Source organism: Salegentibacter sediminis, assembly GCF_002078605.1.
Lineage (GTDB): Bacteria > Bacteroidota > Bacteroidia > Flavobacteriales > Flavobacteriaceae > Salegentibacter > Salegentibacter sediminis.
Map to the genome: position 1 here is coordinate 121,537 of NZ_MSJR01000004.1, position 18,401 is coordinate 139,937.

At 41.1% G+C, this 18,401-nt stretch carries 15 protein-coding genes; 5 read left to right on the forward strand and 10 right to left on the reverse strand.

Features of this window, described 5'->3' with window-relative positions; all coding sequences use genetic code 11:
* Positions 1-12: 12 nt before the first annotated feature.
* A complete protein-coding gene (locus BUW93_RS08260; RefSeq protein WP_081211005.1) occupies positions 13-2,394 on the reverse strand; it encodes a heavy metal translocating P-type ATPase in 2,382 nt (793 codons plus the stop codon).
* 145 nt (positions 2,395-2,539) lie between these two features.
* Positions 2,540-3,883: a Na+/H+ antiporter NhaA gene (nhaA, locus tag BUW93_RS08265; RefSeq protein WP_081211006.1), complete on the reverse strand. Its 1,344-nt coding sequence runs from the start codon at positions 3,881-3,883 to the stop codon at positions 2,540-2,542.
* Positions 3,884-4,162: 279 nt separating this feature from the next.
* Between nhaA and BUW93_RS08270 the strand changes: the two genes are divergently transcribed.
* The 4 genes from BUW93_RS08270 (at position 4,163) to BUW93_RS08285 (ending at position 8,068) form a co-directional block, all read left to right on the forward strand.
* Entirely contained in the window at positions 4,163-5,356 is a 1,194-nt protein-coding gene (locus BUW93_RS08270) for a hypothetical protein (protein WP_081211007.1), read from the forward strand.
* Between the two features lie 130 nt (positions 5,357-5,486).
* Entirely contained in the window at positions 5,487-6,569 is a 1,083-nt protein-coding gene (gene corA / locus BUW93_RS08275; RefSeq protein WP_081211032.1) for a magnesium/cobalt transporter CorA, read from the forward strand.
* A 1-nt stretch (position 6,570) separates the two neighbouring features.
* On the forward strand, positions 6,571-7,677 hold the full coding sequence (locus BUW93_RS08280) for a lactonase family protein (RefSeq protein ID WP_081211034.1): 1,107 nt from the start codon (positions 6,571-6,573) through the stop codon (positions 7,675-7,677).
* Between the two features lie 70 nt (positions 7,678-7,747).
* Positions 7,748-8,068, forward strand: a complete 321-nt coding sequence (locus BUW93_RS08285) for a hypothetical protein (RefSeq protein ID WP_157893301.1) — start codon at positions 7,748-7,750, stop codon at positions 8,066-8,068.
* A gap of 60 nt (positions 8,069-8,128) precedes the next feature.
* Here the strand turns inward: BUW93_RS08285 and BUW93_RS08290 are convergent, their stop codons facing one another.
* From BUW93_RS08290 to BUW93_RS08300, 3 genes are read right to left on the reverse strand one after another with little or no spacing between them, the layout of a single operon-like run.
* Positions 8,129-9,040 carry a M14 family metallopeptidase gene (locus BUW93_RS08290; protein ID WP_081211230.1) on the reverse strand — a complete coding sequence of 304 codons (912 nt, stop codon included), beginning with the start codon at positions 9,038-9,040 and terminating at the stop codon, positions 8,129-8,131.
* An 11-nt stretch (positions 9,041-9,051) separates the two neighbouring features.
* The gene (locus tag BUW93_RS08295; RefSeq protein WP_081211038.1) at positions 9,052-10,101 is read right to left on the reverse strand and encodes a glutathione synthetase; all 1,050 of its coding nucleotides are present in this window, start codon (positions 10,099-10,101) and stop codon (positions 9,052-9,054) included.
* Positions 10,098-11,948, reverse strand: a complete 1,851-nt coding sequence (locus tag BUW93_RS08300) for a flavohemoglobin expression-modulating QEGLA motif protein (RefSeq protein WP_081211040.1) — start codon at positions 11,946-11,948, stop codon at positions 10,098-10,100. The genes BUW93_RS08295 and BUW93_RS08300 overlap by 4 nt, the downstream gene beginning before the upstream one ends.
* Positions 11,949-12,614: 666 nt before the next feature.
* Here BUW93_RS08300 and BUW93_RS08305 point away from each other — a divergent pair.
* Positions 12,615-13,409 carry a cation transporter gene (locus tag BUW93_RS08305; protein WP_081211042.1) on the forward strand — a complete coding sequence of 265 codons (795 nt, stop codon included), beginning with the start codon at positions 12,615-12,617 and terminating at the stop codon, positions 13,407-13,409.
* A gap of 403 nt (positions 13,410-13,812) precedes the next feature.
* Here BUW93_RS08305 and BUW93_RS08310 read toward each other — a convergent pair whose 3' ends face one another.
* From BUW93_RS08310 to BUW93_RS08325, 5 genes are all read right to left on the reverse strand, one after another.
* Positions 13,813-14,004: a hypothetical protein gene (locus BUW93_RS08310; protein ID WP_081211044.1), complete on the reverse strand. Its 192-nt coding sequence runs from the start codon at positions 14,002-14,004 to the stop codon at positions 13,813-13,815.
* A 392-nt stretch (positions 14,005-14,396) separates the two neighbouring features.
* On the reverse strand, positions 14,397-15,047 hold the full coding sequence (locus BUW93_RS08315) for a hypothetical protein (protein ID WP_081211046.1): 651 nt from the start codon (positions 15,045-15,047) through the stop codon (positions 14,397-14,399).
* 279 nt (positions 15,048-15,326) lie between these two features.
* Entirely contained in the window at positions 15,327-15,473 is a 147-nt protein-coding gene (locus BUW93_RS14920) for a hypothetical protein (RefSeq protein WP_157893302.1), read from the reverse strand.
* A gap of 245 nt (positions 15,474-15,718) precedes the next feature.
* Entirely contained in the window at positions 15,719-16,414 is a 696-nt protein-coding gene (locus tag BUW93_RS08320; protein WP_081211048.1) for a potassium channel family protein, read from the reverse strand.
* Between the two features lie 11 nt (positions 16,415-16,425).
* Complete coding sequence (locus BUW93_RS08325) at positions 16,426-18,213, reverse strand: TrkH family potassium uptake protein (protein WP_232778333.1); 1,788 nt, start codon at positions 18,211-18,213, stop codon at positions 16,426-16,428.
* Positions 18,214-18,401: the final 188 nt, after the last annotated feature.

Genomic DNA, 18,401 nt, shown 5'->3' on the forward strand with positions numbered 1-18,401 from the left:
GGTTTCATGTGTTTAAAATTGCCTAAGCCCTTTCCCGGCAAGCTTAGTTGCCAGGCTGGTAAAAGCTACTATACTAATGGAACTCAGGGGCATAAGGATTGCAGCGATTACCGGCATTAAATTCCCGGTGACTGCAAATGCCAGCCCCACCAGGTTATAGCACAGGCTCAGCACAAAACTCCATTTAATGATCTTCATTCCCTTTTCTGAAATTTCAAAAAAGCTGTGCAGGTCTTTTAACCTGGAAGCATCCAGGATCCCGTCACAGGCAGGGGAAAAAACATTTATATTTTCTGAAACCGATATTCCAACATCACTTTGGGCCAAAGCCCCGGCATCATTAAGGCCGTCTCCAACCATCATCACCCTGTTGCCTTGCTGCTGAAGCCTTTTTATAAAAACCAGTTTATCTTCGGGTTTCTGGTTAAAATAATATTTCGTTTGCAGCGGAAGCATTTTTTCAAGACGTTCTTTCTCACCATCATTATCTCCCGAGAGGATAAAGATTTGTCTTCCTTTCCCGAGTTTTTCCAGGAGTTCTTCCAGGCCTTCCCGATAGGAATTCCTGAAAATAAAACGCCCCTTGTATTCCCGGTTACTGCTAATATGTACTGCCGTTTTATTAGCTTGTGCGGTCTCGCTTAAAGGTTGCTGCACAAAGTCTGCAGAACCTATCTTTAAATTGCTTTGTTTATGCCTGGCCTCAATACCTTTTCCGGTATGTTCGGTAAACTCCTCTGGGGTGAGGATCTCATTTTTATTGAGAATATCGTATAACTGCCGGCTAAGGGGGTGCCCCGAGGCCCGCAGACTTCCGCTAAGGAGTTTTTCCTCTTCTGTGGTGAGCTTAAGGCCTTCGTAGTAAATCTCGGCTTTTTTATTGGTGGTGATCGTTCCGGTTTTATCAAATACCAGACAATCGATTTGGGCGATTTGTTCTATAATTCCTGCTTCTTTTAAGTAGAATTTATTCCTTCCGAAGATACGAAGCAAATTACCCAGCGTAAAAGGCGTAGATAAGGCTATAGCACAGGGGCAGGCTATAATAAGCACCGCGGTGAACACATTTAAGACTTTAGTAGGATCGTAAATAATCCAAAACAAGCTGGCCAGAAATGCAATACTTAGCACGGCGGCTGTAAATCGCTTGCTGATCTGGTTGATAAGGCTTTGGAAAGCCGAATTCTTATTCTTTTTAAAAACCTCATTGCTCCATAGTTTTGTTAGATAACTTTGGTTTATGGCTTTTATCGCTTCAATTTCGATCAATCCTCCTTGCTGGCGTCCTCCGGCGAACAGGGTTTCTCCCTGTAATTTCTCCACGGCATTGGCTTCTCCGGTTACAAAACTGTAATCGATTAAGGCATCCCCCGTCATCAGGACAGCATCTATCGGAATTAACTCCCCGTTTCTTATCAGGATACGATCTCCGGGTTCTATATCGTATACCTGCACCTGTTCTTCAACATTTTCTGAAGTGAGTCGCGTAACCCCTATGGGGAAATACGATTTATAATCCCGTTCAAAAGAAAGGTAAGAGTATGTTTTTTGCTGAAAAAATCTTCCTAAAAGCAGGAAGAAGACCAGGCCGGTGAGGCTATCAAAAAAGCCTGTTCCCAGGTCCAGGACAATCTCTGCGGTGCTACGTAGAAATAATACCGCAATGCCCAGAGCTATAGGAACATCGATATTTAGCATATTAGCCCGAAGCCCTTTATAGGCCGAAATGAAATAACCCGAGCCCGCGTAAAAAACCACGGGAAGGGAAAAGGCAAACATCATCCAGCGGAATAGGTTTTTGAAACGCTCCAACCAGAATTCATTCACTTCAAAATACTCGGGAAAAGAAAGGAACATCACATTCCCAAAGGCAAAGCCCGCGACTCCTAATTTATAGATAAGGCTTCGGTTTATATCTGGTTTCTTTTCATCAAAATCTTTGAGGGAAATGTAGGGTTCATAACCAATTCTACTTAACAGATATGCAAGGTCTTTTAGGGAGACCTCTTCAGGATTATAGGTGATTCGAACTGTTTTACCCGGAAAATCAACCTGAGAGGTTTTTACTCCCGGATTAAGTTTATTGAGGTTTTCCAGTACCCAGATACAGGAACTGCAATGCATAGACGGAATGAGCAGGTTAACCACCTGGGTATTGTTCTCGTTGAATTCCAGCAACTTTGCAAGGATTTCCTTATTATCGAGGAAATCGAATTTTCGCTCTGAAGAAGCCGGAGAGATCCCCGGGTTACTATCCAGGTCGTAATAATAGGAAAGGTCACTTTCATTCAGGATCTCATAGACGGTTTTGCAGCCCGTACAACAGAAATCCTTTTCCTGATAACGTAGATGCTCTTCTTTACATTCTTCACCGCAGTGAAAACAACTGGTCATATGCAAGCTAGATTTTCCGGCAAATTTTGAGCAATTGTGCCAGGTGTAATATGATTAGAATCAGGTTACGAGTTAATTAAGAATTGTCCTATCAACTTTAAGAGTTAAATTTAAGAAAATATTAGTAATCCCCATCCTTCGGTTGTTAAAGTTTCTTCTTTCGTTTTCTGGTCCTGGAGATGATGTTCAGGTAGAAATATCCTATTATTCCTGCGAGCATGGATGCGATTAGAATTCCGATTTTTGCCTGGGCTTGCAGGGCTTCATCTACAAATGCAAGGTCGGTGATGAATAAGGACATAGTAAATCCAATCGCTCCCAGAAATCCCAGTCCGTAAATATGTTTCCATTTCACATTTCTTGGTAGTGCCGAAATTTTTAAGAAGACCATAAGCCTGGTGAAAATGACAATTCCGAAGATTTTTCCGATAATAAGTCCGAAGATAACGCCCAGGGTAACCGGGCTATGGAAAAGGTCAAAAGAAGTGGTGTTTATGGTAACTCCTGCATTGGCAAAAGCGAAAATTGGCAGTACCACAAAACTCACAAAGGGATAAAGGGCGTGTTCCAAACGTTGGAGAGGCGGGGTGGCATCTTCGGTTAGCGAAGCGAACTTTTCTATGGTATGGGTGATCTTTTCTTCGGTCTCTATGGGATTTCTTTCTCTGTCGCGGTAATGCTGTTTTATTTCAAAAGAAAGCATTTTTGCCTTCCGAAGAAAAAGTGGAGTATTGATACGTTTAGAAGTAGGCACAGCAAAGGCAGCCAGCACCGCGGCTATGGTGGCATGAACCCCTGAGAGTAAAATTGCCAGCCATAAACCGCCAATTCCCATAATCGCATAGAACAGGGTATTTCTTATTCCAATAATATTGGCAGTTATCAGAATTAAAAGAAAGAAGGCCCCTACTGCCAGGCTTTCCATAGAAATTTCGGAAGTATAGAAGAATGCAATCACCAGGACGGCACCCAGATCATCAACAATCGCAATGGCCGTTAGGAGAATTTTTAAGGTGAAGGGAACCCTGTCGCCCAGTAGAAAAAGAATTCCTAAAGCGAAAGCTATATCGGTAGCCATCGGAATTCCCCAACCGGAGGCTCCAGGTTCGCCGGCATTTAAGTAATAGTATATTATAGCCGGAACAAGCATACCTCCAATCGCTGCAGCCACGGGTAAGATAGATTTACCTAAGCTGGACAATTCCCCCTGCAGGATTTCTCTTTTTAGTTCCAGCCCAACCATAAAAAAGAAAATAGACATTAAGCCGTCATTTATCCAATGCAAGAGGTTTTTTCGTAAAACAAAATCGTTTATGCCCAGGTGTATATATTGTTTCCAAAGGCCGTGATAAGCTTCTGCTAGAGGGGAGTTAGCCACGATCATTGCCAGAATTGCCGAAAAGATCAACACCAGGCCCACCGAGGTTTGTTTCTCGATAAAATTCTTTATGGGTAGTAAAAAATAAAGATCAAGGCCCGACTTTTTCATAATTCAGCTACTGATTTGATTTTAAAGTTACAATCTCCTAAAAACAGGCAAAATGATAAGGCTCAGGTTTTAACCTAATAAAGCTTCCTTTTCCGGGAACCTGTGATTTAAAATGGGGAAATGATAAACACCTGAATTGCACATTCTTTGAAAAGTTTAACTTTTAAGCAAGCTTTTCTGCGTTAAATTTACCCCCGGTACAGGCTGGCATAAAATATGTAAAAAACCTTGACGTTTTAAGCTTAATACCTGAAACACAGTTTTAATAACCCAAATACTATGAGGAAGATACACTTGTTTATATTTAGTTTATTGCTTTCAATATCTGCAGTAAGCCAGGCCCAAAACTTTAATGAAAATCAATCGGTGACAGAGCAGGTGCTTAGTGAGCTCAACAGGGAACGAAGCCTGCTGAGTAGAAACCTGGATTACAGGATTAAAGAGATCGATTCTAAAATTAGCACCCTGGATGAGAGCATTAAAAATTCAAATTCTTCTGCCGAGAAGGTGGAGAAACTTCTGGAGCGGGTAAAATACCTGGAAGAGCGACAGGAGGAGCTTGATAAAAACACTGTGAGTGTTTATAAATACAACTACAGTTCGGCGGTGCTTAATCTGGCTTCGATGGAGCGGGAAATAAAACCCTTAAACCTTTTCAACAGTTCCCGTGAATTTTATTCTACCCTGGCCCAGGTGAGCAATCCAATGAACTATGATGGTTACAAAGAATGGTTTGGCAGCTTTAAAAAATATGTGGATGAAGAGAAGGAGGACGATGCCCGCCTTGATGCCCTAAGCCATATCCTAAGCGTAACCGGAGATCTAACCAAAGGAACTCCCTTCACCGGAATGCTTGCCGGAAGCCTGTTTGACGGAATTGGTAGTTTTATCAATAACCTTAAACGCCGCGATCGGGAACTAAGAGAGCGCAGTACCGAAATGCTGAAGCTTACCACTACAGTGGCGCAGTTTACCCACGATAAAGACCTTATCGAAACAGAATGGGAGTCGATCAATAAGAGTCTCGATGAGCTGAAAGAACTTCAAAATAAAGCTCTGGAAGAAAATCTTACCGGAATCCTGGGAATCGACCTTAAAGAATTTGAGAAAAATTTCACCGATGAGACCGATGCGAAAAAACGAACCCAGTATATTTTAGATATTTCAAAGGTGGCCGAAAATAAGATCGTAGAAGAAAAAGCCAAAAATCCTGAGAACTGGAAACAGGATTATCACGACCAGATGATAGCCGTGCAGAACCTGAAGATCAGGTTTGGAACGATTACATTCAGGATTCTGGAGAATCTCAATAAGTATGAGCATCTTATAGAAAAATATAAAGATGATAAATTCCTGAAGGAAAGAATGGCTCAGCTTAAATTGAAATTAGACCTGGTGAGAAACAGTTTTGAAAATACTTTTAATCCGCAGGAATATATCAAAGCTTCTAATGAGATGTATGTAGTAGAGTAGGATTTATATAAAAATATTTAAAAGGAGAAGGCCTAAAACCTTCTCCTTTTTTATTTTGAAAAACGCCCGGGGATAAATCTTTCGGTTTCACTTTAAGTCTTTTTCCTACCTTTATGGGAAAGAATTCCTGATGATAAAAAGAAAGAGGTATTCCCTTCGCCGCCCCAAGCCTAATAAAGCCTTACACCAGGCCCCGGGAACCGCTACCTATGTAGGGCATAAGGACTCGGTTGAGACTAAACTTGAGGTTATTGATTATAATAAAGACAGTTTTGAGCGCTTTATTTCGAAAACCCCTGAAGACGCTTTTAAATTTGAGGCTCCCGACAAGGTAACCTGGTTTAATATCGATGGCCTGAGCAATACCGAAAAAATTGAAAAGCTAGGCAGGTATTATGATCTGGACCATCTCATTACTGAAGATATAGTTAACACCAACCAACGACCAAAAATTGATGAGTACCAGGATTACATTTTTGTAGTCGCAAAAATGCTTTATCATGGTGAAAACGGACATATTGAGAACGAACATATAAGCTTTGTTCTTGGCCGTGATTATGTGCTTAGTTTCCAGGAAGCCGGTGGGGATGTGTTTAATAACGTAAGAGATAGGCTTAAAAAGTCTCATGGCCGTATACGCTCTAACGGCGCCGATTATCTTCTGTTTGCCTTACTCGATGCGATAGTTGACAACTACTTTATTGTAATTGAAGATATCGCCGATAAAATAGAATACCTTGAAGAACGGCTCTTCGATAGCCAGCCAAATGATGATATCACTTACGAAATTCAGGAGCTTAAACGTGCTATTTTACGTATTAGGAGAGCTGTTTTTCCGCTTAGGGAGGTGGTAAGCCGCCTGGAGAAGATGGACGGAGACCTTATTGAGGAGCGCACACGAAACTACCTTCGTGACCTCTATGACCATATCCTCCAGGCGACAGAGAATATAGATATCTATCGGGAGATGACCTGGGGCCTTATGGATATGTACATGACCACCATTAGCAATAAAATGAATGAGGTGATGAAAGTACTCACCATTATTGCTACAATTTTTATTCCCCTCACTTTTATTGCCGGGATCTATGGGATGAATTTTGAATTTATGCCTGAACTTCAATGGAAATACAGTTATTATATCCTATGGGGAGTTATGCTTACTATCTTTGTCTTAATGCTTTTCTATTTTAAACGCAAAAAATGGTTATAAAATGAAATTCTTACCCGTCTTTTTATTTAGTCTGTTGAGCATTCCTGGGCTCTCCCAGAATCCGGTTTACATCGGAACCTACACCAAAACCGAAGGCCACGTAGATGGCAAAGCCGAGGGGATTTACCTCATGCAGCAAAATGCTGAAACCGGTGATTTAAGTGAACCTGTTTGTGTGGCAGAAGTCATCAATCCCAGCTTTGTGAAAGCCTCAAACGATGGCAAAAACCTTTATGCGGTAAGTGAGCTGGGCTCCGGAGACGGGGAATCGGGTTATATTTATTCCTTCAGCAGAAAAGAGAACAATTACCTGGAAGAAATCGGGAAAATTTCTACGGAAAGCTTCGCGCCCTGTCATATAGCCTTTGATAAAACCGGGAAATACGTTTTTGTTTCCAATTACGTGGGAGGCGTGGTAATGCTTTACGAAAGGGATGAGCACGGGAAACTTCAGAAAAAACAAAAAATAGAGCTTGAAAACCCTGAGACCTCTCATCCGCATTCGGTGAGTATCTCTGCCGATAATCAATTCGCTTACATCAATGACCTTGGAAATAACAAAGTCTGGCTCTATAATTTTGACGCGAAAGCGGGAAAACTTACTCCTCGGGCTAAACCTTATGTGGAGCTTGAAGAAGGGGCAGGACCAAGGCATTTTAGTTTTTCAAGGGATGAGAAATTCGCTTATACCATAAATGAGCTGAATAGTACCATAAGCTTGTTTGAAAGGGATCAGGAAGCTGGTTTAACTTTAATTGAATCTTATCCCAGCTTACCAGAAAACTTCGACGAAAAGAACTCTACGGCCGATATCCATTTACATCCTACAGGCAACTTTATTTATGCCTCCAACCGTGGGCATAACAGTATAGCTGCCTTCCGGGTTGACAGGGAAACAGGAAAACTGGCAGTTATAGGACATTATTCTACCCAGGGCGAATTTCCGCGGAATTTTGCGATCTCTCCCGATGGCAGTTTTTTATATGCCGCAAATCAAAATTCAGATAACATCAGTATTTTCAGGATTAATAAGATGAATGGGGAATTAATCCCTCATTTAGAATCGGTTGAAGTGAAAACTCCTGTTTGTATTGAATTTTCAGAATAGGGGGTATTCCCCATCCTTAGCAAATGGATTTTTCTTTAAATTGAAAGGTTTTTCAAAAGATCTTAATGATATGAAGAAACTTGTTTTAAGCTTGTTTTCCATTTTCCTGATTTCCTGTAGCACCTCGGTCCCAGCGGTTATGGGAGAAATAATTCGGCAACCAGAAAATATACCGGCAGCATTTGTTCCTGAAGATGGGGTGACCCTGAACAGGAATTCCTGTAAAAGTCCTATGATCGATCCCAGGGATGGTACAGAAGTACGTTTCATACGCTCAGAGGGCGGGGTAGGAGATTATGAGGTGCCGGAAGGTAAATACGGGATAAACCGGAATGAGCTGCTAAGGCTTTACTGTGAAAACGGGGAGGTTGCCGGCGTGGTTAAAAAATAAAAAGATCCCCGAAAGGTAGATTATACTTTTCGGGGATCTTAATTTCAGTCTTAAAAAGTTTTAATCGACTTCTTCTACCACGAAAAAGCCATCATTGCCCTGGGCCTGGTAAAGCGGCATAAAGATGCGCGCATCCCATTCACTTTTAATCTCTTTTCCATTCTGAATAGCCAGCAGTTCCCCTTTTGTGATCTTTTGGAAATTCTCGAAGCCCGGCTCCATTTTGAATTCATCAGAATCCTCCAAACCGTGACGGTGTACCAATTCAAAGGTCTTTTGTTCGGGGGCATTCTTTTCAGCGAAATTATTCACGCATTCGGGATATCCTGAAATTTTAGTGAGATCTAAATTACAGGCTTCTTTAAGGGCCAGCCAGATCACGCCTTCGTGATTTTCAACCGAAGTTTTATCGGTATGCTGCCCGGCTTCCAGTACAAAGCCGGTAAGCCCCGTTCGGCTTAAATAATGGTCTATGCAACCATAAACCATATCGCTGAATCCCCGTACAATATAAGTGGGAAACCTATGTGCCCAGGCATCGTTATCATTCACCTCCTGCACCGAAATATAAGGTAGGCTGGGGGAGGAGGTGGTGTGACAATCCAGAAAATAACGTTTAGTAAAATCACTTTCAGGATATTGTTCCAAAACCTCAATGATCTCCCACATTTCCCGTTGTTCGTGGGTTTCTTTTTTCTTCTGCTGAATATTCTCTTCAGTCCAGGTGCGGTTCAGGTCTTCTTCCAGGTAACGCTTATTTTGATTTAAAGCTTCCTTATTTCCTGAAACGCCAATAATGGTTCCTTCAATTTCTGGTTTTGTTTTTTCCAGTTCGGCAAAGACCCTTTGCAGGGCTTGCACCCCGCTGGGTTCATTTCCGTGTACACCACCGGTAACAAACAGGAGTGGCCCTTTTTTATCACTGGTGTATTTGCCTATTATTCTTGGAATTTCTTTCTTTTCCTTGCTCATTCTTTTCAACTTTATTCCATAGTGGCCAGCACCTGGTTAGAGAGCTGTCCTTTATACATTTCTTTGTAATCTACCTTGCGCTCTATGGCTTCAATAACCATTGGAGTGAAATCGGGCAGGCCAATATCCTTAAATCTTTCCATCCCGCCGGGACTAAGCACGTTTATTTCAATGAGCTTGTCTTTCACTACGTCAAGCCCCACAAAGAAGAGTCCGTCGCGAATTAATTTAGGCGCGGTAAGATCGACGATGCGTTGCATTTCAGGAGTAAGGTCGCTGCTGTTTGCCGTAGCTCCCTGGGTGAAATTACTTCTAAATTCGCCTTCTCCCGGAGAGCGACGAATAATAGCCTGAACACCGTCTTTAACCATTACTCTACCATTCAGCAGCAGTATTCTCACATCACCATCCTTGACCGCCGGAAGAAACTCCTGGGCGATTACATAGCCTTGCTGGCTGATGGTTTCTATGATTTGGTTGACATTCTTTTCATTCTCATCAATAAGATATACATCTCTCCCGCCAGATCCTTCCAGGGGTTTTAATACCATCTTCTTATCGTGTTTTTCCCAAAATTTAAGGATATCTTCTTTGCTTCGGGTGATAAGCGAATCCGGTTTAATAGACTCCGGAAGCTCTTCGAAATAAAGCTTATCAATAAAGGCGTGGGATAGGGCATAGGCATCATTTAGCACGAGTACCCCTTCCTGTTGCATCATACGCCCAAAAGCCACTCCCGATTGTTCGGCCCATTCCCGGCCAGAGCCTTCTTCGGTAGGATTATTTCTTATAAAAAGCACGTCAAGATCTTTGGAGGTCAGTCTCTTTTTCTTCGCTTTACTGCTTTGTAGAATTTCAAGAAATTTTTTGGCAGATTTGGTTTTAGTATTTTTTGGTACATGGGTGGTATTAATACTTATAGGGCCATCGTGATGGAAATTAAAATCACCAACTCCCATAACAAATACCTCGTGGCCACGGTTAAAGGCCGCATTCATAAGTAGTGCCGATGTTCCTACCTTTTCGGTTTCCACATCATTTAATACAAAGCATATTTTCATCTGGTTATCATTTTAGAAAGGGGTAATCCCTCTTTGATTAGGTTTAATTTGTTTTGAACATTTTCGGTTAATAAATAGCTGGGCTTAAGCACAGGTTTTTTTAATACTTTTCTCTCGGTTAGTTCTTTGATGATCCCGATATGTTTTAAGCCGAATTTTCCTGCCAGCAGCGGTTCAAATTCGCCTCCGTTCTGAAGGTGATGTCTAAGTTCTACCAGGCCTTTGAGGTAGATGATATCTTTTAAAAAGCCGCCGCCCTGCATAATTCTGGAGGTGATGTTAAAGGCTCTCTCTCCTGAAAATCCATAATCTGTGGTCAGCAGGCGGAATATTTGCTGAAAATCTCCACCTTCCATCAGGGCCGATCCGGCAATAACTCTTCCTGCAAGGGTTCTCAGACGGTTTGCGGTAAGTCCATCTACAAGGTATTCGGCCATAACCGCCAGGCCTTCCTGCAAGGGATCGTAATCTGCAAGGCCTGTACGTAATAAAGACAAAGGCTGTCGGCTGCCGTTGTAATAGGTAAGTACATGGGTGCCTACCTCGTGCTGGATTAAAGCTTCAGTTTCTGTTTTATTCATCTTGTAATCCTCGGGGATAAAGAGTTCCCCTTTGGAAACCATCATGATATTTACATCCTTACGGATATGCACCTTGCTTTTAAAATTTTCATCCTGTTCTGTAAAGTAATCGAATTCCCGTCGCGCAAGGCTTGAGAAGCCTTTGGAGTCAATCATTTCGGCATCTTTAACGGGGTCTTCCTCATCTACTTCCCGTAGTAGTTTACCCGCCTCTTCACATAAGGTGGTGTCTATCCCTTTATATAGCCTGATACTGTTATAAAAGAAGTTTTTGGTGCCTCTTTCGCTGAGCATAGTGATTTGTTGGTCCAGTTCTTCCCGTTTTTCTCTGAAGAGATGAGACATTGCGGGATCGTCTATATCCTCTATTTTAAGATTGTATAATTCCCGTTTAAGCACATCGGGATCTATAGGTAAAAGACGGTAGTGATAATCCAGCAGCTTATCGTAATTGGAATCGAAGAACTCTTTCTTGATCTCGTGAATATTAGAAGGGGAGACTAACCACAGGAATTCATAAGAACTCTCTATCTGCCCCAGCTTTTTATCTATCTCAAAGACCTTGTCTTTTAGGTACCTTCTCCCCAGGGCATGAAAACTTGCCACCCCACAGGAAGTTTGCACCCTTATATAATCAAAGATCGCTTTGTGAATAGCCTTAACGATAAAATCACGATAACCCCGGAAAAATACCGGGTAGAGTTCTCCCTCCATATTTCGATAAACAGGCGGAATCTCCAAACCGACCACCACAGCCCCCGATTGTTTGGTTTGTTCTATTTCCATTAAAGGAGGTTCGCCTTCTTTTTGCCTGTTTGGGGTATCCTTTATTTCAGATTTGAGATAAAGCCCGGAATAACGTTCATTGATCTTTTCCAATTCTTCCTGTAAAAGTCCCAGGGAAGAAGCCAGCTTTTTGGCCGGACCTTTAATAGTAAAACAAGCGGAACCGGGTTCACCGGCATATATCTCAAAAAGCAGATAAGATTTAAAATCGCTGGCCAGTTTATCTGAAACCTGGAAAAGTAAGTCCTGGTAGGCTTCAAAGTCCCTGTCGCCAATTATAAGATAGGAAGCTTCGCACATTACTATACGAGCTGTACCGGCATCGTTTTTACGACGGCGGTAAACAATTAGATAGGGCAGGTCCTTTTCAATATGGAGCATTCCACCCCCGGGAAGACTGCAGCTTAACTCCTTTTCTTCCTCCAGGTTTGTTAAAATTTGCTTAATCGATTTCTCAGATAATTCCGATATATCCAGCATTCTTTTAAACGTCTTGGTTTGTTATTATGATTTTAATTTTTTGCAATGGCCTGAAAGTCTTTGATAAAGCCAATTTTTTCTCAGAAGCCTTAGATTAAATTTAGAAAGAAAATCGGGCTTAAAAAGGTGAAAATCAGACTTTGGGTTTTTTTTAGGATATGAAAATCACCCACTGAGGGAAAAATTATCGGCCCGATATAAGAGTTCCTTACTAAAGGAATAGAAGTTGGGCTCAGAGACGCTGCAACCAATAAAGTATAGGAGAATAATTACAAGATTAAGATAAATAACGGGCTTTATCGAATTTTTGAGGCCTTTATAGAATAATAATTAAAGTTTTAATAAAAGGCCTTACCTTTATTACAACTCATTGAGTTCACACTTTTTTGCCTCGTTTTTCATCCTTTTAGATTTTTATTTTTATAGAAGATCGGTAATTCGTGCCCTACCTATATTTTAATAGAGAGTTATTGGTCATAAAAGCCCTGAGATATCAGGGCTTTTTTAGGTCATCTAAAGCAAATAGAAGTTAAGGCGAAGGTCTCATTTGTGCTTCCCGCAAGAAAATTTTTAATAAGCCAGGCTAAAAAAACAAAATTCTAAAACAGAAAGTCTACAAGTCCAAATTCATAATTTATCTTGCAACATCTAGATAAATTAATTTGAATGAAAAAGTCAATATTCGAAATTTCAAAGATGGATTGCCCTTCGGAAGAAAATCTAATTCGAATGAAATTAGATGGGATTACAAACATTAAAAATCTCGATTTTGACATTCCAAATAGAAAACTCACTGTATTTCATACAGGAGAAACTGAACAAATTGAGAAGTCTTTACTCGGATTAAATTTAGGAACTAAAAAGATAGATACAGAAGAGACTGACCAAGTAGCTTTTGAAGAAAATTCAAATCAAAAGAAACTACTTTGGTCTGTATTAGCCATAAACTTTACGTTCTTCATAATTGAGATGACAACAGGAATAATCTCAAAATCAATGGGATTAGTCGCAGATAGTTTAGATATGCTGGCAGACTCATTCGTGTACGGAATAAGTCTATTTGCTGTAGGTGGTTCAATAGTTAAAAAGAAGAAAATTGCCAATTTAGCTGGATATTTTCAAATTCTATTAGCAGTAATGGGATTTGCAGAAGTCCTAAGAAGATTTTTTGGCAACGAGAAACTTCCGGATTTCTCAACTATGATTATTGTTTCAGTTTTTGCATTAATCGCAAATGGAATTTGTTTATACCTACTCCAAAAATCAAATAATAAGAAAGAAGCTCATATGCGAGCCAGTATGATTTTTACATCAAATGATGTAATTATAAATTTAGGAGTTATTACTGCCGGCCTACTTGTAAATTGGTTAAACTCAAGTAAGCCAGATTTAATAATAGGAAGTATTGTTTTTATTTTAGTAATTCAGGGAGCAGTAAGAATATTGAAAATTGGAAATTAGCCGCACTTGCAAAGACAGAGATTAATGGCCAATAGGGACCCTGAATCAAGCTCAGGGTGACGGTATGGAAGATCTTTTTTGATTCGTCATTCCGGGCTGGACCCGGCCTCTCATCGTCCGGTTCTCAGTTGTGAGTTGTGAAGTTGTCAGTTGCTCACTCAGATGAGACCCTGAGTCAAGCTCAGGGTGACGACGGTTATTTTTGTGTTGTTTCGTCATTCCGGGCATGACCCGGAATCTCATCGTCCGGTTCTCAGTTGTGAGTTGTGAAGTTCCCGGTTGCTCACTCAGATGAGACCCTGAATCGGGTTCAGGGTGACGTGGGGCTATGCTTATGGCGGGGTTATTCATCGCGTCATTCCGGGCGTGACCCGGCATCTCCTCCTGAAAGGGCTGCTTCAGGTTAAAACAAAAAACCTAAACTCACTCCATACGACCTGTAAATTAGACTTTTCCCTCTTTCTCCCGGTTCATCCAGGAATGCCTGGTTTTCGTCAAGCATGTAATAATTATAATCGGCAAAGACATTTAGGTTTAAATTGAAATCGTAATTCTTCACGATCGGGAACTGAAGTCCGAGTCGCACATTGGCCATATCGCCTTTTATCTATGTCCTGGGCATTTGTAGTGAAGCTAAAGAGAAGGATTAAAAATAGAAGTGATCTTTGCATGGGGGTGTTTTAGGGCTTTTCTTTATTGGTGTTCTTTTATTAATAAATGTTACCCTTTGGGCTAAGTTTTTCTTTGATTACTGCTATGAGACCCTGAATCGAGTTCAGGGTGACGTTGGGGTATGCTTATGGCGGGTTATTCATCGCGTCATTCCGGGCTTGACCCGGAATCTCATCGGGCGGTTGTGAGTTGTGAAGTTCCCGGTTGCTCACTCAGATGAGACCCTGAATCGGGTTCAGGGTGCCAGTATGGAAGATCTTTTTTTTGTCCTGCCGGGCGTGACCCGGAATCTCCTCCTGAAAGGGCTGCTTCAGGTTAAAACAAAAAACCTAAACTCACTCCATACGACCTGTAAATTAGACTTTTCCCTCTTTCTCCCGGTTCATCCAGGAATGCCTGGTTTTCGTCAAGCATGTAATAATTATAATCGGCGAAGACATTTAGGTTTAAATTGAAATCGTAATTCTTCACGATCGGGAACTGAAGTCCGAGTCGCACATTGGCCATATCGCCTTTTATCTTATCGCTTAGTCCCACGTTATAGGCGGTCATTAGGTTTATGTTTACGCTTTCGTAATTGATGAAATGGTATCTTATAATAGCACCTAATTTCAAGGCTGAAATTTTCTGCTGGCCCTGGTACTGAAATCCGCCAACGGCACCCAAACTAAGTTTATTGAAAACAGGATAATTAATGCTGTATAGAGCACCAAAGGAAGCTTTGTTTTCCAGCTCGGCATTGCCTCCCGAAATCAAATCTCCATTGGTTTTATATCTCGAAAAATCATAGCGCACTTCATAATTAACGCTGAATTCGGCTTCGGCGGTAGAAAACCAACGCTTGGGGATCTTATCCTGGGAGGAATTTCCAGCTATGCCTTTCCCGGCGGTAAAAAGGTCGCCAATGTCCTGGGCATTTGTAGTGAAGCTAAAGAGAAGGATTAAAAATAGAAGTGATCTTTGCATGGGGGTGTTTTAGGGCTTTTCTTTATTGGTGTTCTTTTATTAATAAATGTTACCCTTTGGGCTAAGTTTTTCTTTGATTACTGCTATGAGACCCTGAATCGAGTTCAGGGTGACGTTGGGGTATGCTTATGGCGGGTTATTCATCGCGTCATTCCGGGCTTGACCCGGAATCTCATCGCGCGGTTATCAGTTCTGAGTTCTGAAGTTCCCGGTTGCTTATTCAGATGGGACCCTGAAACGAGTTCAGGGTGACGTTGGGGTATGGTTATGGCAGGTTATTCATTGCGTCATTCCGGGCTTGACCCGGAATCTCATCCTGCCGTTCCCGGTTATGAGTTCTGAAGTTCCCGGTTGCTTACTCTTATGAGACCCTGAATCGGGTTCAGGGTGACGTGGGGCTATGCTTATGGCGGGGTTATTCATCACGTCATTCCGGGCTTGACCCGGAATCTCATCCTGCTGCTTTGACCTGTGCTTGCCTAGCTCACCCTTGTGAGACCCTGAGTCAAGCTTAGGGTGACGGTTTTTTGTGTTGTTTCGTCATACCATCCCGAAAGCTAAAAGCCCTCATCGGGTTAAGGCTCTTTAGCTGTAGAATTAAGTCAAAAAGCTGGGAGAAAAATTAGATTTTTAAAAATTAAAAGGACCTGTCTTAATTAACTTTATTTGTTTTAAGATGCATTAAGCGAGGTCAATAATTTTTTTATATCGCTGTTATTCCCATATAAAACCATCACATCGCCAGAATGCAGTTTGGTTTGCGCAGAGGCCACTCCCTGTACTATAGAAACATTTTTTCTGGCTCCAATTTCATTGTTCTCCGTGGCAATTCTTATGGTAGTTAGTACAATAATATTATGCTTGCGTTTTAGGCCAAGCTCCTGTAGCGTTTTACCGTCATATTCTTCAGGTACTTCGGTTTCAACGATGCTGTATTCGCCTGTTACTTCGAAAGAATCTACAACACCTTCCAGATTAAGCTTTTTAGACCAGCGCTCAGCGGTTTCTTCCTCGGGATGGATAATCTCTTCCACGCCCATCGCTTCGAGAACCATCTCCTGCAAGGAGGAAACAGCACGGCTAATCAATCTTTTTACTTTCAGTTGTTTCATTAAGGCGGTAGCCATGATATTAGCCCCTAAATCTTCGCCGATACTAACTATTACTATATCGGTATCTTTTAGAGGTAAGTTAGTGACCGCGTTAAAATCTGTTGCATCCAGACTTATCGCGTGGGTAATCTTTTCTTTTATGGCTTCAACGCGATCCAGGTTATTATCTACTCCAATCACTTCATTTCCCATAGCGGTAAGTTTTTCGGCCAGGGAAGTACCAAAATTACCCAATCCTATAATTATATATTTCATGCTTTTAATTTTTAGTTTATCAATATTTCTTCTTTAGGATAACGGTAATTTAAATGTTTTATATTTCTAAGCATAGCAATAAGTACCGTGAGCATACTAACTCTTCCAATAAACATAGTAGCAATAATTACCAGTTTGGAATAACTGCCAAGGCCTGAGGTAATTCCCATACTTAAACCCACAGTGCTGTAAGCAGAAAATGCTTCAAAAGTGATATCGGTTATATTTTTGTCACTTTCAAAAAGTGTTACCAGGAAAATGGAAGCACCAATAACCAATAGTGATAATGAAATAATAGCAAAAGCACGTCTTATTGAAATAGGGGATACTTCACGGCGGTATACCTCAATCCTGTCTTTTCCACGAGCAAGGCTAAAAAAATTAAGGCTAGCCAGGGCGAAAGTACTTGTTTTTATCCCGCCTCCTGTGGATGCCGGGGAAGCCCCTATCCACATCAGCAAAAATACGATCATTAAGGTAGAGAAATGGAGCGCCGAGGTGTCTACCGAGTTGAATCCGGCAGTTCTGGGTGTAGCGGCTCCAAAGAATGCGGTCACTATTTTTCCGAATGGGCCATGCTCTGCCAAAGTATTGTTATATTCAAAAAAGTAAAAGGCAAGCGAACCTGCGAATAATAGAATTGTAGTAGATACCAGCACTATTCTGGAATTAAGGTTAAGCACCCATGGTAAATAATGGGCTTGTTGCGGGTCCTTAAATTTTTGAAATTTTCTGAATACATAATACCGTAAAAATTTATACAGGTTAAGCAAAATGGGAAAGCCTATACCCCCAAGAATAAACAGTGCCGCAAGAATGAGGTGCAAAGGATAATTAAACCTGAATGCAGGCTCGTAAAGGCTGTTTTCAAGGGTAGAGAATCCGGCGTTACAAAAGCCCGAAATACTGTGAAAAACCGCAAAGAATATTTGGTCAGGAATAGATGTGAAATAGCTCCTATTAAGATTAAGATAAATTAGGAAAGCCCCTATAGCTTCGATCCCAAAGGTGAGTAAAAGTATTCTCTTTAAGACCATTAAAACTTCTCCTATTTTCTCTGAATTGCTGATGTCTTTTAGCATAAGCTGGTTGGCATAGGAGGTATTTCCGCGGAAAAAATAACTAAAATAACTTGCAAAGGTCATGATCCCAAGGCCTCCCAATTGAATTAATATCATGATCACGCTTTGCCCGAAGCCGGTAAAAAAGGTGCCGGTGTCTACCACGATAAGCCCGGTAACACATACCGCGCTGGTAGCCGTAAATAGCGCATCTACGAGGGAAATTCCGGAGTGCGTGGCCTTAGGAAGCAATAGGAATAATGTTCCCAGAAATATCATTAGCAAAAAGCTAATTACAAAGAGTTGTGCGGGGTTTAGGTATTCTTTTCTGAAATTCAACCTAAAGGAAAAAACTTCGCGGAGAAAATACATCAATATGGCCAGGTAGAGCCACCCCATTTTATTAAAGACCTTTAAAATTTCAATATTTTCTACCAGGAATTCGCTCCTAATAAAAAGTAGTAGTAGAAAAGATATGATTAAAAACCAGTCAAATAAGGCTACTTTCCTGGGAGGCTTTTTTGGGGCTACAAATTTCCTAAAGAGCACATTAATTAAACCTATTCCTATGATAAGGTAATAGAGCTCTTTAAGAATGGCTTTCTCACTTTCAATATGAGTAAAACCTATATCGAAAATGACCAAAGCTATCCCGATCATACTTATAAAACCTGAGAATTTCCTGAGTCTTCTTTCCAGTTTCATACTGGCCAGAAGTTGAATTGAAAGTGGCGTCATTTTCCTGGAGATTGAATTAATGTCCTAACGAGAGCAGTAATCGAGGCCTACTATTAAAATAAGAATAAGAATAACCATTATAATACCTGGCCATTTTAAATGAGAATAAGATTGATTTTTAGGTTCTCCTGATCCATCTTTCCGCTTAGCCATGAGCTTATTTTAATTGGTTGGCTTGCAAAGTTAGG

Coding starts and splice junctions, on each gene's coding strand:
- BUW93_RS08320 (WP_081211048.1), bottom strand. CDS start 16,414: ATGAAATATATAATTATAGGATTGGGTAATTTTGGTACTTCCCTGGCC.
- BUW93_RS08295 (WP_081211038.1), bottom strand. CDS start 10,101: ATGAAAATATGCTTTGTATTAAATGATGTGGAAACCGAAAAGGTAGGA.
- BUW93_RS08280 (WP_081211034.1), top strand. CDS start 6,571: ATGAAATTCTTACCCGTCTTTTTATTTAGTCTGTTGAGCATTCCTGGG.
- BUW93_RS08285 (WP_157893301.1), top strand. CDS start 7,748: ATGAAGAAACTTGTTTTAAGCTTGTTTTCCATTTTCCTGATTTCCTGT.
- corA (WP_081211032.1), top strand. CDS start 5,487: ATGATAAAAAGAAAGAGGTATTCCCTTCGCCGCCCCAAGCCTAATAAA.
- BUW93_RS08315 (WP_081211046.1), bottom strand. CDS start 15,047: ATGCAAAGATCACTTCTATTTTTAATCCTTCTCTTTAGCTTCACTACA.
- BUW93_RS08325 (WP_232778333.1), bottom strand. CDS start 18,213: ATGACGCCACTTTCAATTCAACTTCTGGCCAGTATGAAACTGGAAAGA.
- nhaA (WP_081211006.1), bottom strand. CDS start 3,883: ATGAAAAAGTCGGGCCTTGATCTTTATTTTTTACTACCCATAAAGAAT.
- BUW93_RS08270 (WP_081211007.1), top strand. CDS start 4,163: ATGAGGAAGATACACTTGTTTATATTTAGTTTATTGCTTTCAATATCT.
- BUW93_RS08290 (WP_081211230.1), bottom strand. CDS start 9,040: ATGAGCAAGGAAAAGAAAGAAATTCCAAGAATAATAGGCAAATACACC.
- BUW93_RS08310 (WP_081211044.1), bottom strand. CDS start 14,004: ATGGCCAATGTGCGACTCGGACTTCAGTTCCCGATCGTGAAGAATTAC.
- BUW93_RS08300 (WP_081211040.1), bottom strand. CDS start 11,948: ATGCTGGATATATCGGAATTATCTGAGAAATCGATTAAGCAAATTTTA.
- BUW93_RS08305 (WP_081211042.1), top strand. CDS start 12,615: ATGAAAAAGTCAATATTCGAAATTTCAAAGATGGATTGCCCTTCGGAA.
- BUW93_RS08260 (WP_081211005.1), bottom strand. CDS start 2,394: ATGACCAGTTGTTTTCACTGCGGTGAAGAATGTAAAGAAGAGCATCTA.